Origin of the sequence: uncultured Albimonas sp. (assembly GCF_963977235.1) — a bacterium.
Taxonomy (GTDB): domain Bacteria; phylum Pseudomonadota; class Alphaproteobacteria; order Rhodobacterales; family Rhodobacteraceae; genus Albimonas.
This window is the reverse complement of the sequence record NZ_CAXBOD010000045.1, coordinates 1-13871: the sequence shown is the minus strand read 5'-3', so window position 1 is coordinate 13871 and position 13871 is coordinate 1. Positions and strand designations below refer to the sequence as shown.

Annotated in this window: 10 protein-coding genes; 3 read left to right on the top strand and 7 right to left on the bottom strand. The window is 71.1% G+C overall.

Annotation, left to right across the window (positions count from 1 at the left end):
* Positions 1–316: 316 nt before the first annotated feature.
* From AAC134_RS17520 to AAC134_RS17505, 4 genes are read right to left on the bottom strand one after another with little or no spacing between them, the layout of a single operon-like run.
* Entirely contained in the window at positions 317–1456 is a 1140-nt protein-coding gene (locus tag AAC134_RS17520; RefSeq protein WP_339950416.1) for an acyl-CoA dehydrogenase family protein, read from the bottom strand.
* A gap of 7 nt (positions 1457–1463) precedes the next feature.
* Positions 1464–2663, bottom strand: a complete 1200-nt coding sequence (locus tag AAC134_RS17515; protein WP_339950415.1) for an acyl-CoA dehydrogenase family protein — start codon at positions 2661–2663, stop codon at positions 1464–1466.
* Positions 2664–2698: 35 nt separating this feature from the next.
* Entirely contained in the window at positions 2699–4357 is a 1659-nt protein-coding gene (locus AAC134_RS17510) for an AMP-binding protein (RefSeq protein WP_339950414.1), read from the bottom strand.
* A complete protein-coding gene (locus AAC134_RS17505; protein WP_339950413.1) occupies positions 4357–6447 on the bottom strand; it encodes a 3-hydroxyacyl-CoA dehydrogenase NAD-binding domain-containing protein in 2091 nt (696 codons plus the stop codon). The genes AAC134_RS17510 and AAC134_RS17505 overlap by 1 nt, the downstream gene beginning before the upstream one ends.
* A 280-nt stretch (positions 6448–6727) precedes the next feature.
* On the opposite strand from AAC134_RS17505, the gene AAC134_RS17500 reads away from it, so the two are divergent.
* The 3 genes from AAC134_RS17500 to AAC134_RS17490 are packed head-to-tail and all read left to right on the top strand — an operon-like array spanning position 6728 to position 9204.
* Positions 6728–7204: a PaaI family thioesterase gene (locus AAC134_RS17500; protein ID WP_339950412.1), complete on the top strand. Its 477-nt coding sequence runs from the start codon at positions 6728–6730 to the stop codon at positions 7202–7204.
* Between the two features lie 22 nt (positions 7205–7226).
* Positions 7227–7985 (top strand): SDR family oxidoreductase, encoded by a 759-nt coding sequence (locus AAC134_RS17495; RefSeq protein WP_339950411.1) that lies wholly within the window; start codon positions 7227–7229, stop codon positions 7983–7985.
* A 16-nt stretch (positions 7986–8001) separates the two neighbouring features.
* Positions 8002–9204 carry an acetyl-CoA C-acyltransferase gene (locus AAC134_RS17490; RefSeq protein WP_339950410.1) on the top strand — a complete coding sequence of 401 codons (1203 nt, stop codon included), beginning with the start codon at positions 8002–8004 and terminating at the stop codon, positions 9202–9204.
* A gap of 63 nt (positions 9205–9267) precedes the next feature.
* Here the strand turns inward: AAC134_RS17490 and AAC134_RS17485 are convergent, their stop codons facing one another.
* The 3 genes from AAC134_RS17485 to AAC134_RS17475 all read right to left on the bottom strand — a co-directional run bounded on the left by AAC134_RS17485 (position 9268) and on the right by AAC134_RS17475 (position 13791).
* Positions 9268–10359, bottom strand: a complete 1092-nt coding sequence (locus AAC134_RS17485; protein WP_339950409.1) for a hypothetical protein — start codon at positions 10357–10359, stop codon at positions 9268–9270.
* A gap of 374 nt (positions 10360–10733) precedes the next feature.
* Entirely contained in the window at positions 10734–10943 is a 210-nt protein-coding gene (locus tag AAC134_RS17480; protein WP_339950408.1) for a cold-shock protein, read from the bottom strand.
* 535 nt (positions 10944–11478) lie between these two features.
* Complete coding sequence (locus AAC134_RS17475) at positions 11479–13791, bottom strand: xanthine dehydrogenase family protein molybdopterin-binding subunit (protein WP_339950407.1); 2313 nt, start codon at positions 13789–13791, stop codon at positions 11479–11481.
* Positions 13792–13871 lie beyond the last annotated feature (80 nt).

Here is a 13871-nt window from a genome sequence, read left to right as displayed (position 1 = left end):
CGGGGGATCCCGGAGGTCCCCACCCACGGGCGGCGGGATCGCAGATAAGAATGAAGGAATCGTCCACCCTGACGCGGGCGAAGCACCCGGGAGACGAGGCTGCGAAGCGGCCGGATCGCGCGGCCGGCGGCCCGCCTTGCCGCCCTCGTGCCGCGCGCGAAGCCCATCGCGCAAGATCCCGGGGCGCCCGGCCGGGGGGGCGGTCAGGCGCCTTGTCGGGACGAGGCGCCTCTTGCGCCGCCATTGGGGGGACGGCAAGGAAAAGGGGCGCGGCCGGCGCCGCGCCCCCCTCGGATCCTGCCAGATCGCGGGACGATTAGGCGGCGAGGCCGCCGGCTTCGTCGAGCTTCTGGAGGTGGAAGTCGACGTCGCCGAACATGCGGTCGATGATCGACAGGCGCTTGAAGTAGTGGCCGATGGAATACTCCATCGTCATGCCCACGCCGCCGTGCAGCTGGATCGACCGCTCGCCCAGCGCCTTCAGCGACCGGCCGACCTGGGCCTTGGCCGCCGAACAGGCGCGCGAACGCTCGACCGGGTCCGGGTCGCGGGCGCACATCGAGGCGTACATCGCCATCGACTTGGCCAGCTCCAGCTCGACGAACATGTCCGAGGCCTGGAACTGCAGGCCCTGGAAGCTGCCGATGGCGCGGCCGAACTGCTCGCGCTGCTTGATGTAGTCGACGGTGAGGTTCAGCGCCTTCTCCATCGCGCCCACGGCCTCGGCGCAGAGCGCGGCGATCGCCTCGTCGGCGGCCTGGCGGATGACCGCCATGCCCTGGCCCGGCGCGTCGCCCAGAAGCTCGCCCGCCGCGCCCTCCAGCGTCACCTCGGCGGCCTTGAGGCCGTCCTGGGTGTCGTAGACCTGCAGGCTGACGCCCGAGGCGGAGGGATCGACCAGGAACAGGGCCACCCCGTCCTCGTCGCGCAGACCGCCCGAGACGCGGGCCGACACGATCAGCTTGTCAGCCGCCCCGCCCCACAGGACCAGGGTCTTGGCGCCCGACAGCGTGTAGCCCTCGCCGCTCTTCTCGGCCTTGGTCCCGACATGGGCGAGGTCATAGCGCGCCGCCGCCTCGGAATGGGCGAAGGCGAGCTTGCAGGCGCCGCCGATGATCTCCTCGGCCAGCGCCTTGCGCTGGGCCTCGGTGGCGCCGTTGCGCAGGATCGAGGCGCCGATGACCGCGGTGGCGAGATAGGGCTCGAGGCTCAGCGCGCGGCCCATCTCCTCCATCACGATCATCACCTCGACGCCGCCGCCGCCGATGCCGCCGTCTTCCTCGGCGAAGGGCAGCGCCAGCAGGCCCTGCTCGGCATAGGCCTCCCAGATGGCGGGGTCGAAGCCCAGCGGCTCCTTCATGTACTTGTTGCGGGTCTCGAAGCCGTAGCGGTCCTGCATGAAGCGCCCGGCCATGTCCTTGAGGAGCTGCTGCTCCTCGCTCAGTTCGAAGTCCATTTGCCCCTCACAGTCCCAGAATGGCTTTGGCGATGATCCCGCGCTGCACCTCGGAGGAGCCGCCGTAGATCGAGACCTTGCGGTAGTTGAAGTAGCCCGGCGCGATCGCGTCCGCCCAGTCGGGCCCGACCGAGGGCTCGTTCGAGCCTTCGCCGCCGGTGGACTTGGGCATCGCGTAGGGGCCGACCACGTCCATCAGAAGATGGGTGCAGGTCTGCTGGATCTCGGAGCCGACCAGCTTCAGCACCGAGGACGCGGGATGGGGCTTCTTGCCGCCGCGCACCGCGATGTCCGACAGCACGCGCAGCTGCGTCATCTCCAGCGCCTTGAGCTTCACCTCGGTCTCGACGACCTTCTGGCGGAAGCGCGGGTCGTCCATCAGCGAGCCTTCGCCGACGGGCATCGAGGCCGCCAGTTCCTTGATCCGCTGGATCTTGGCCTTCGAGGCGCCGACGCGGGCGATGCCGATACGCTCGTTGCCGAGCAGGAACTTGGCGTAGTCCCAGCCCTTGTTCTCCTCGCCGATCAGGCCCGAGACGGGGACCCGCACGTCGTCGAAGAACACCTCGTTCACCTCGACGCCGCCGTCGATGGTCTGGATCGGGCGCACGGTGATGCCCGGCAGGTCCATCGGGAACACGACGTAGGAGATGCCCATCTGCTTCTTGGGCGCGTCGGGATCCGTGCGCACCAGCGCGAACATCCAGTTGGCGTGCTGGGCGAAGGTGGTCCAGGTCTTCTGGCCGTTGATGACGTATTCGTCGCCGTCACGGACCGCCTTGGTCTTGAGGCTGGCGAGGTCGGAGCCCGCGCCGGGCTCGGAGAAGCCCTGGCAGAACCAGTATTCGCAATCCAGGAGCTTCGGCAGGAAGTGCTTCTTCTGCTCCTCGTTGCCGAAGGTGTAGATCACCGGCCCGACCATCGAGATGTTGAAGCCCTGCGGCTCGGGCGCGTGGTTGAACTGCAGCTCCTCGAGGAAGATGTACTGCTGGATCGGGGACCAGCCGGGGCCGCCGTATTCGGCGGGCCAGCGGGGCGCGGACCAGCCCTTGGCGGCCAGGATCTTCATCCACTCGACCATCATCTCGCGCGACGTGCCGCGCCCTTCCTTCACCCGCTCGCGGGTTTCGGCGGGCAGGTTCTCCTGGATGAAGGACCGGACTTCCTTGCGGAAGGCCTTCTCCTCGGCTGTGAACTCGAGTTCCACGGGGTTTCCTTTCCCTGTCTGTCGCGGAGGCGGCGTCAGCCCGCCGCCCGCGCGTTCAGCACTTCGTCCCGCAGCGTCTTGCGGGAGTATTTTCCGACCGCCGTGCGGGGGAGCTCCGAGCGGACCTCCACGCCCTGCGGCAGTTCGTGACGGCCGAGCCGCGTGTCGAGGAAGGCCCTGAGCTGCTCGATGGTCAGCGGGGCCGCGCCCTCGCGCAGGACCACGTAGGCCCAGGCGCTCTCGCCGCGGTAGTCGTCGGGCAGGCCGATCACCATCGCCTCGACCACGTCGGGGTGTTCGAGCACCGCATGTTCGACCGCCAGCGGGTATACGTTGTAGCCGCCCGAGAGGATCAGGTCCTTCTTGCGGTCCACGAGGTAGAGGAACCCGTCCTCGTCGAAATGCCCGATGTCGCCAGTCAGGAACCAGCCGTCGACGAAGCTCTCGGCCGTCTCGGCGGGATTGTTGTGGTAGCCGGTCATCAGGGTGGGCGACTTCACCCGCATCTCGCCGTTCTCGCCGGGGCCCAGCACGCGGCGGGGGTCGTCGACCGAGACGATCTCGATGCGGATGCCCGGGATCGGGATGCCGATGGTGCCCATCTTCTCGTCGGGGGCGCCGGCGGGGACCATGGTGCCGGCGGCGCCAAGCTCGGTCATCCCCCAGCCGCCGCGCAGGCCAAGCCCGGTCAGCGCCTTGATCCTGCGCCAGGTCTCGACCGCCAGCGGCGCCCCTCCCGCGCCGATCGAGCGCAGCGAGGAGAAGTCGCGCGTCTCGACGCCCGGCATGTTGGCGACGGCGATCCACAGCGTCGGCACCCCGCCGGTGGAGTGGGGGCGCTTGCGCTCGATCGCGTCCACGAAGGGCGCCAGCTCGAACCGCTGGTGGAGGATCAGCACGCCCCCCGTCGCCAGCCGCCGGATCATGATCGCCGACAGGCCCATGATGTGGAACAGCGGCGAGATCGAGAGGCCGCGCTCCCCCTCCTCGACCCGCTCGGGGTCGTGCTCCCAGGCATGGCGATAGATCTGGGCGGCGGCGGCGAGCGCGTTGTGGGTCAGCACGGCGGCCTTGGGCAGGCCGGTGGTGCCGCCGGTGTATTGCAGCAGCGCCACGTCGTCAGGGGTCACCGGCACGGGGGGGAGGGTCGCGTCGGCGCCCTCGACCAGCGCCTCCCACGAGACCACGCGGTCGTCGGCGGGAACCGGGCCGCCGGTCCCGCCCCAGGCGGCGTCGTCGGCCAGCACCGCGCGCGACAGGGCGCCGGTGGCCAGCAGCTCGAGCGTGCGCTGCGCGAAGGGAGCCTGGGTCAGGCTGACGATCAGGCGGGCGCCCGAGTCGCGGACCTTGTGCGCGAGTTCGCGCACCGCATCGAGCGGGCTGAGGTGGGTGACCGCCGCCCCCGCCTGCAGGATCCCGAAGAAGAAGATCGGGTGCAGGACGGTGTTGGGCAGGTAGAGGGCCACCACGTCGCCCTTGCCGATCCCCAGCCGCCGCAGCCCCGCGGCGACCCGCGCGCTTTCGCGCGCGAGCCCTTCGTAGGTCAGTTCCCGGTCGTTGTAGTCGATCGCCGGCCGCGCGCCGTAGCGCGCGGTGTAGTCGGCGAACAGGTCGACGAGGGTGGTCGAGGCCGGCGCGAAGTCCGGGTCGACCCCCTCGGCGCACCACTTCGCCCAAGCGACAGGCGCCGTCATCACGCGGCCTTGGCGTCCGCGGCCGCCGCGGCGGCGAAGGTCGTGCCCTGCGAGGCCACGCGGGCAAGCAGCGGGCACGGGCGCAGGCTGTCGTCGCCGGTGTTCTCGGCGTAGACGTTCAGCCGCTCGGCGATATAGGCAGGGGTCACGCGGTCGGCGTAGAACATCGGCCCGCCCTTGCCCATCGGGAAACCGTAGCCGAACAGGTAGATGACATCGATGTCGGAGGGACGCAGCGCGATCCCCTCGTCGAGGATCTTGGCGGCCTCGTTGATCATCGAGAACATCAGGCGCTCGAACACCTCCTTCTCGTCAATCGGGCGGCGCGCGATGCCCTGGTCCTTGGCGACCTTGGCGATCAGCGCGTCGATCTCGGGGTCGGGGATCGGCCGGCGGGAGCCTTCCTCATAGAGGTAATACCCCGCGCCGGTCTTCTGGCCATAGCGGCCCATCTCGCAGATCGCGTCGCCGACCGGGTCCTTGGCGCCCGTCTCCTGGCGGATGCGCCAGCCGACGTCGAGGCCGGCCATGTCCGACATCTGCAGCGGGCCCATGGCCATGCCGAACTTGGTGAGCGCGCCGTCGACCTCCTCGGGCGAGGCGCCCTCCAGCAGCAGCTTGCGCACCTGGTCGCCGCGCGCATGCAGCATCCGGTTGCCCACGAAGCCGTAGCACACGCCCACGACGACGGGCACCTTGCCGCCCTTCTTGCCGACCTCCATCGCGGTCTTGAGCACGTCGGGCGCGGTCTTGGCGCCGCGCACGATCTCGAGCAGGCGCATGACGTTGGCGGGCGAGAAGAAGTGCATGCCCAGCACGTCCTGGGGGCGCGAGGTCACGGCCGCGATCGCGTCCACATCGAGCGTCGAGGTGTTGGAGGCCAGCACGCAGCCCGGCTTGCACTTGGCGTCCAGGTCTTTGAAGATCTTCTTCTTCAGCTCCATGTTCTCGAACACGGCCTCGATCACCATGTCGGCGTCGGCCACGTCGTCGAAGTTCGAGCTCGCGGTGATGTTGGCCAGCGCCGCGTCCACCTGCGCCTCGCTCAGGCCGCCGCGGGCCTGGGTGGCGCGGTAGTTCTTCTCGATGATCTTCATGCCCTTCTCGAGGGCCTCGGGGTTCAGGTCGATGATGGTGACCTGGATGCCGGCGCTGGCGAAGGACATGGTGATGCCCCCGCCCATGGTGCCCGCGCCGAGCACGGCCATCTTCTTCACCGGCCGGGCCTTCACATCCTTGGTCACGCCGGGGACCTTGGCGGCCTCGCGCTCGGCGAAGAAGGCGTGGCGCTGGGCGGCGGATTCCTCGCCCGAGACCAGCTCGAGGAAGTACTCCCGCTCCTTCTTCATGCCCTCGGCGAAGGGCAGCGTCAGGGCGTTCTTGACCGCCTGCACGTTGACCGACGGGGCCTTGAGGCCCTTGGCCCGGCGCAGCAGCTTGGCGGCGGCCTCGTCGAAGGCGGCCATGTCGGTCTCGGGCGCGTCGAGCTTGGAGAGCGGCCGCAGCGGGGCCTTGTCGGCCACCAGCTTCTGGGCGAAGGCGACGGCGCCCTCGACCAGGTCGCCCTCGATGATTGCGTCGATGGCGCCCATCTCGCGGGCCTTCTTCGCCGGGATCGGGTTGCCGGTGACGATGGGCTCAAGCGCCGCGACCCCGCCGATCAGGCGCGGCAGGCGCTGGGTGCCGCCGGCGCCGGGCAGCAGGCCGAGCTTCACCTCGGGCAGGCCGATCTTGGCGTCGGGCGCGGCGACGCGGTAGTCGCAGCCCAGCGCCACCTCGAGGCCCCCGCCCAGCGCGGTGCCGTGGATCGCGGCGACGACGGGTTTCTCCAGCGCCTCGAACGCGTCGATCACCTCGCCCAGGCCCGGGGCCTGCGGGGGCTTGCCGAATTCGCGGATGTCGGCGCCGGCGTGGAAGGTGCGGCCCTTGCAGGCGATGACCACCGCGTCGACGTCGGGCGAGGCGGCCGCCTTGGCGCCCTCGAACAGGCCCTGGCGAACGGCATGACCCAGCGCGTTCACCGGCGGGTTGTCGGATTCCACAACGAGAACACGGCCCACCATACGGGTCGTGGATACGGCGTCGGACACGAGCGTCTCCTCCCAACTCATGAAGCGATCCTGCATGCAATTTCTGCAATGCAGAATTTTATTTTGCAGTTTGACGCGAAGGCTAGGAAGTGCTGAATTCCAAGTCAACCGGATTGCGTCGCCCGCACAAGATATGGGCGGATCCACGCGACGCAACGGACGAAGGGAGGCGAGACCGGATGACCCACGAGCCGCCGAACCGCGCGGCGCGCGCGCCCGCGCGCCCGGCTTCCAGCCCCGCGTCGCCCCCTGCGCCCGCCCCTGCCCCGCGGACCCGCCCGTGACCGCCGAGACGCCCGCCACCGCCCCGGAGTCGCCCCCCGACCCTGTCGTCGAGCCGATCCCTGCGCCCCCGAGCCTCGGCTACCAGGACCGTCACGGCCTGGTCGTGGTCGAGAAGCGGGGGCCCGAGATGTTCGGCCATTTCGACATCACGCCGGACCACCTGAACCGCCAGGGCATCGTGCACGGCGGCGTCTACGCCACCATGCTCGACGCGATCATGACCTCGGCGGGGACCTATGCCGACGGCGCCGCGCGCCGGCGTCCGGCGGTCACCGTCTCGATGACGGTCAACTTCACCGGGCGGGCCAGCGAGGGGCGCGTCGCCCTCCGCTCCCGCCTGGTGCAGCGCACCTCGCGCAGCTTCACCGCCGAGGCCCAGGCCACCGCCCCCGACGGGACGGTGCTGGCCCATGCGCTCGGCAGCTTCCGCTATTCCGCCCCGCCGGCCGAGCCGGCCGCGGGCGGCGCCTGACGACCCCAGGGAGGAGAAAGACGTGTTCGACATCAAGGGCAAGGTGGCCATCGTCACCGGCTCGACCAAGGGCATCGGCCTGGCCATCGCCTGGCAGTTCGCCCGCTCCGGCGCCAAGGTGGTGATCTCGTCCCGCAAGGCCGAGGTCTGCCAGCAGGTCCGCGACGAGATCGCCGAGGCCGGCTTCGAGGCCATCGCCATCCCCTGCCACATCGGCGAGCGGGAGCAGCTGGAAAACCTCGTCGCCAAGACCGTCGAGAAGTGGGGCCGCGTGGACATCCTGGTCTGCAACGCCGCCTCGAACCCCGTCTATGGCCCGATCGCCGAGCTGCCCGAGGCGGCCTGGGACAAGGTCATGGATAACAACGTCAAGTCTCCCTACATTCTGGCCAACAACATCGTGGCGCCCCTGATGGCCAAGCAGGGCGGCGGCTCGATCGTCATGATCAGTTCCATCGCCGCGCTGCGGGCCTCGGACACGCTGAGCTTCTACTCGATCTCCAAGGCCTCCGAGGCGCATCTGGCCAAGAACCTGGCGCTGCACTGGGGGCCCAAGGGGATCCGGGTCAACGCGATCCTGCCCGGGCTGGTGAAGACCGACTTCGCCAAGGCCCTGTGGGAGGACCCCGAGCGGCTGGAGCGGATCGAGAACAAGACCCCGCTGCGCCGCATCGGCCAGCCCGACGACATCGCCGGCGTGGCCCATTTCCTCGCCTCCGACGCCTCGGCCTACGTCACCGGCCAGCTGATCGTCGCCGACGGCGGCGAGACCATCTTCTAGGACAGGGAGCACCCAAATGCGTGAAGCCGTCATCGTCTCCACCGCGCGCACGCCGATCGGCAAGGCCTATCGCGGCGCCTTCAACAACACCCAGAGCCAGGAGCTGATCGGCCATGCCGTGAAGCACGCCGTCGAACGCTCGAAGGTCGATCCCTCCGAGATCGAGGACTGCGTGATCGGCGCCGCCATCCAGCAGGGCGCCCAGGGCCTGAACATCGGCCGCCAGGCGGTAATCCGGGCGGGCCTGCCCGACTCGATCGCCGGCATGTCCATGGACCGCCAGTGCGCCTCGGGCATGATGGCCATCGCCACCGCCGCCAAGCAGATCATCGACGACGGCATGACCATCGCGGTGGGCGGCGGGGTCGAGTCGATCTCGCTCTGCCAGAACGAGCATCGCAACGGCTTCCGCGCCGCCGATCCCTGGATCAAGGAGCATGTGCCCGCCCTCTACATGTCGATGCTGGAGACGGCCGAGATCGTGGGCGAGCGCTACAACGTCTCGCGCGACTACCAGGACGAATACGCCCTGCGCTCCCAGCAGCGCACCGCGGCCGCCCAGCAGCGCGGCGCCTTCGACGACGAGATCGTGCCTCTGACCTCGACCATGGCGGTCGTGGACAAGGAGACCAAGGAAGTCTCGATGAAGGAGGTCACGCTGGAGAAGGACGAGGGCAACCGCCCCTCGACCACGCTGGAAAGCCTCCAGGGTCTGGGCCCGGTGTTCAAGGACGGGCAGAAGATCGCCCAGGGCAAGCACATCACCGCGGGCAACGCCTCGCAGCTCTCCGACGGCGCGTCCGCGTCCGTGCTGATGGAGGCCAAGGAGGCCGAAAAGCGCGGCCTGCAGCCGCTGGGCTACTACCGCGGCATCGCGGTGGCGGGCCTGAACCCCGACGAGATGGGCATCGGCCCGGTCTACGCCGTGCCCCGCCTGCTGGAGCGTCACGGCCTGAAGATCGAGGACATCGGCCTGTGGGAGCTCAACGAGGCTTTCGCCGTGCAGGTCCTCTATTCCAAGGACAAGCTGGGCATCCCCGACGAGCTGCTGAACGTCAACGGCGGCGCGATCTCGGTCGGCCATCCCTACGGCATGTCGGGCGCCCGCATGGTCGGCCACGCCCTGATCGAGGGCAAGCGCCGCGGCGCCAAATACGTGGTCTGCACCATGTGCGTGGGCGGCGGCATGGGGGCTGCGGGCCTGTTCGAGGTCGCCTGATCCCTACCGGATCGATCTGAGGGGGCGCGGGAGACCGCGCCCCTTTCGCGTTTCGCGCAGGCTTCAGGCGAACAGGAAGTCGCCGGCCGACAGGTCTTCGGGGCGCAGGTCGCCCTCGGCGCCGCGGATCTCGAGCGCCTCGCCGTCCAGCAGCAGGATCACGGCGCCGTCGCGGGCCGAGACCTCGAGGTCCTCGAATTCGAGACCGGGGCCGAACGCGGTCAGGTCGATGACGTCGCGGCCGGGATCGAAATCCATGATCGCGTCGCTGTCGCCGTCATGGGACATCACGAAGACGTCCGCGCCGCGGCCGCCGGTCAGCCGGTCCTCGCCGGCGCCGTCGTGCAGCCGGTCCGCGCCGCGCCCGCCGTGCAGGTCGTCGTCGCCGCGCCCGCCGCGCAGACGGTCGGTCCCGGGTCCGCCGCGCAGGTCGTTGTCGCCGCCGCGTCCGGGCTGGGCGCGGTCGCCCGCCGAGTCGCCCGCGTGGGCGCCGCGCAAGCTCTCGTCCGCGCGCGCCCCCGACGTTTCCGCGGCCAGGCTCCCCGGCACGCCGCCGACCTCGCCGCCCGCCCCGCCGCCGCCGACCGCCGAGCCGCCGGCCGCGCCCGAGACCTTCAGCCCGCCCGTCCACTCGTCCACGCCCAGCAGCACGCCCTTGCGGGTGTGCCCGTCGGAGTCCTCGAACTGGGCGCGGAACACGATGGCCACATCGGTCACCGCGGTCATCTTGGCGTTGAAGCCGATCACCGCGGCCGACTTGAACGCGCCCTCGATCCCCTTGATCGACAGATCGCCCTGCGGGCCCTTCACCGCCATGACCTCGGTCCCGAAGAACTCGGGCGCCGCGCGCTTGGTCAGACGATAGAGGCCGACGGGCTGGTCGTCGGCCTGCTCGACGCCGCGACGGTCCAGCGGCTCGCCAAAGCGCAGCGCGCCGTCACGGCCCAGCCGCTCGAACGTGCCCTTGGGGGGCGGGGCGAACCCGCTCTCGAAGGGCGAATCCTCGAGCGGGATCTCGATGCGGTAGGCGGTGGTCTGGCGGACCGCGTCGAGGCGACCCTGCATCCCCTCCCACGCCACCTTGCCACTGATCGTGACCACGCCGCGCGCCGTGTCCACGCTTACGTCCGGCGCGCCCCTGTGGGATCTCGCCATGCCATGTCTCCGAAAGAAGTGTCCCCCGGAGGCGCAGATACGGCCGGCCGCAGCTGCCGTCCATCGATCATTTGAGGCCGCGCAAAGTCTTTGGCGAGCGGGCCGAAACACCACACTCGGGCGCGAGGCGGCGAGGGCGGCGGCGCCCTGTCACGGTCAGCGATCGGGGGGGAGAAAGCGCCCGTCACAGGGCGGCGGCGGGCCGGCCCGGAAGAACCGAGGCCGGGCCCGGAAAAACCGAGGGCGAGCCGGCCGAAGCCCCGCCCGCCCGCGGAAGCGCCCGGAGCCGGCTCCGGGAAGCAGGACGGACCGGGCCGGCGGGTCGGGGGGCGTGGGGTCCCCCCGGGGCGCGGCGGCCCGGTCCGGTCAGGGCCTCACAGCTCCTGCAGGTTCACCGCCGAGGACTTGCCGCGACGCTTGTCGACCTCGATCTCGAACCCGATCTTCTGGCCCTCGTCCAGGCCCTTGAGCCCCGAACGCTCGACGGCCGAGATGTGGACGAACACGTCCTTGCCGCCGTCCTCGGGCTCGATGAACCCGTAGCCCTTGGTCCCGTTGAACCACTTCACCGTACCCGTCATCATCGTGATGTCTCCTTCTACCGGGCGCCCATCCGTGCCGCGCCCAACGGGGCGAGACAACGAATCCTCCGCGACCCCGCCGAGAGGCTGGGGGGCGAGGCCGGCACGCGCCAGAACCCCCTGAGGGGCCTGGGGACGTATTCGGCGAGGCCGGGGGCCGCGAGATTCTGCAAGGGGGTCTTTCGCTCGTCGCGCGCGGCGGCGCATGGGCCAGCCGGCGACAGGTTGCCGTGCCGCGCGCACCGACGCGGTTCTTCGATCGGGGTCCCGGCGACGCTGCGGACGCCTCCCCCAACCGGCGCTGCGACCGGCGCTCCGCTGCTGGGACGGAGGCGCCGGAGGCGGGGCGCGCACGCCGGATGGGGATCCGGAGCACGCAGCGCCAAATCCGGAATCTCACAGGAAACGCGCTCCGGCAAGCGGTTTTGCAGGCCGGATCGGGCAAACGATTGGTTTGTTTCGGCGCCGTCGCGTCGGCGCCGGGCGCCGAGGCGCCGCGCGAGCGGCCCGGCGCCTCGGCGAAGACAGGCGTTGCGAATCAGCCGCTCCGCGCCGCTTGGAGCGCGCTCCACACCCGGACCGGCGTCGCGGGCATGTCGAACTCGCGCACCCCCGCGCAGGCGAGCGCGTCGCGCACCGCCGACATCCCCGCCGAGAGCGCGCCGACCGACCCCGCCTCCCCCACGCCCTTGGCGCCGAGCGGGTTGATCGCGGTGGGCGAGCCCTGGGCAAAGGCGCAGTCGATGGCGGGAAGGTCCGCGGCGCGGGGCATGGCGTAGTCCATGAAGCTCGCCGACAGGACCTGGCCGTCGGGGTCGGCGACCACCTGCTCGAACAGCACCTGGCCCAGGCCCTGGACGACGCCGCCCTGCACCTGGCCCTCTGCCATCTGGTGGAAGATCACCTGGCCGATGTCCTCGACGCCGGCGTAGGCGACGATGGCGCAGGCGCCGGTCTGCGGGTCGATCTCGACCTCGCAGACGTGGCAGCCGTTGGGGTAGGTGCAGTCGGTGGGCTTGAAGGAGCCGCGCGCGCTCAGGGCGATGTCGCGGGCCTCTGCCGAACGGGCGATCTCGGCGAGGCTCATGGCCCGGTCGGCGCCCACGATGCGGACCTCGCCGTGCGCGTATTCCAGGTCCGCGACGGCGACCTCCATCGCATCGCCAGCCAGTTCCTTCGCCCGCTCGATCACCTTGGCCACCGCCTCGCGCACCGCGGGGGCGCCGGTGGTCATCGCGGCCGAGCCGCCCATGCCCTTGCCCACCTCGAGCGCGTCGGTGTCGGCCTGGACATAGTCGATCAGATCCTCCGCGACGCCGAGCTGGGCGGCCGCGAGCCCGGTCATCGCGGTCTGCAGCCCCTGCCCCGCCGACATCACGCCCACCGCCAGTCGGATGCGCCCGTCCGACCCCACGGTGGCCTCGGAATGGTCGGGCGAGACGATGCCGAACGGGCCGCCCGCGACCTCGATGCAGTTGGCCACGCCCAGGCCGCGCAGCAGGCCGCGGGCCTCGGACTGCGCCCGGCGGGCGGGGAAGCCCGCAAGGTCGGCCAGCGTCGCGGCCTGATCCATCACCGCGGGAAAGTCGCCGCTGTCGTAGGTGAAGATGAAGCCGGTGTCCCAGGGCATCGCCTCGGGCGGGACCAGGTTGCGGCGGCGCAGGGCGACGGGGTCGAGGCCCAGTTCGCGCGCGGCCTGGTCGATGGCCATCTCGGTCAGGTAGGTCGCCTCGGGGCGACCGGCCCCGCGATAGGGGGCGGCGGGGGTGGCGTTGGTGAACACGCCCACCACCTGCCCCGCGGTGACCGGAAAGCGGTAGGTCCCCGAGACCCCGCCGAAGTTGCCGATCGCCACCAGCGAGCGGCCCGAGACATAGGCCCCCACGTTGGGCGTCAGCCGGGCGCGGAGGGCGGTGAAGTTGCCCTCGGCGTCCAGCCCCAGCTCCGCCTCGGCCAGCATGTCCCGCCCCGGCTCGTCCGTCAGCAGCGCCTCGGAGCGGGTGGCGGTCCAGCGCACGGGGCGGCCCAGACGCAGCGCGGCCCAGGCGCACAGCACCTCCTCGCGCAGGGGGCCGGACTTCATGCCGAAACTGCCGCCGACGTCGGGGGCGACGACGCGGAAGTCCTCGGCCGGGCGGCCCAGGATCGCGGCCAGCGCGCCGCGCATCGAGGGGGCGTTCTGGATCGAGGCCCACAGCGTCAGCCGCCCGTCCGAGCCGGGGGCAGCCACGCAGGCGCGCGGCTCCATCGTCGCGGCGGCGACGCGGCTGACGTGGCTGCGCAGGCGGGTGACGTGGGCGGAGGCGGCCAGCGCCTCGCCCGCCGCCTCCCAGTCGCCCTTGGCCCAGCGAAAGGCGATGTTGCCCGGATGGTCGTCCCACAGCAGCGGCGCGCCCTGCGCCCGGGCGTCGTCCAGGGTCAGGACGGCGGGGCTCTCGTCCACGTCGAAGACCACCGCCTCGGCGCCGTCGGCGGCGGCGTGGGCGGTCTCGGCGAGCACCATCGCCACCGGCTCGGCGGCATGGCGCACGCGGTCCGAGACGAGGAACGGGCGCGGCGTCTGGGTCCACAGGCGCTCGCCGCTCCCGTCCGCCTCGACGCCCTTGAGCTTGGCGGGGACCGAGAACGGCGCGACCCCGTCCTGCGCGAGGTCGGCCGCGCTCAGCACGGCGACCACGCCCTGAACCTCCCGCGCGGCGGAGAGGTCGAGGCCCGAGATCGCGCCGCTCGCCTGGGGCGCGCGGGCGAAGGCGACATGCAGCGCGCCCTCGACCTTCACGTCGTCGCTATAGCGGCCCCGGCCGGAGGTGAAACGAACGTCCTCGCGGCGGCCGCGGCGCATGTCAGTCATCGGGGGGCTCCTTCGATCGGGGGATCGTCGGGGGGGGGGCGGGAGGCGGGCCCGGGCGAGACGGGCGCGGGGATCGCCGC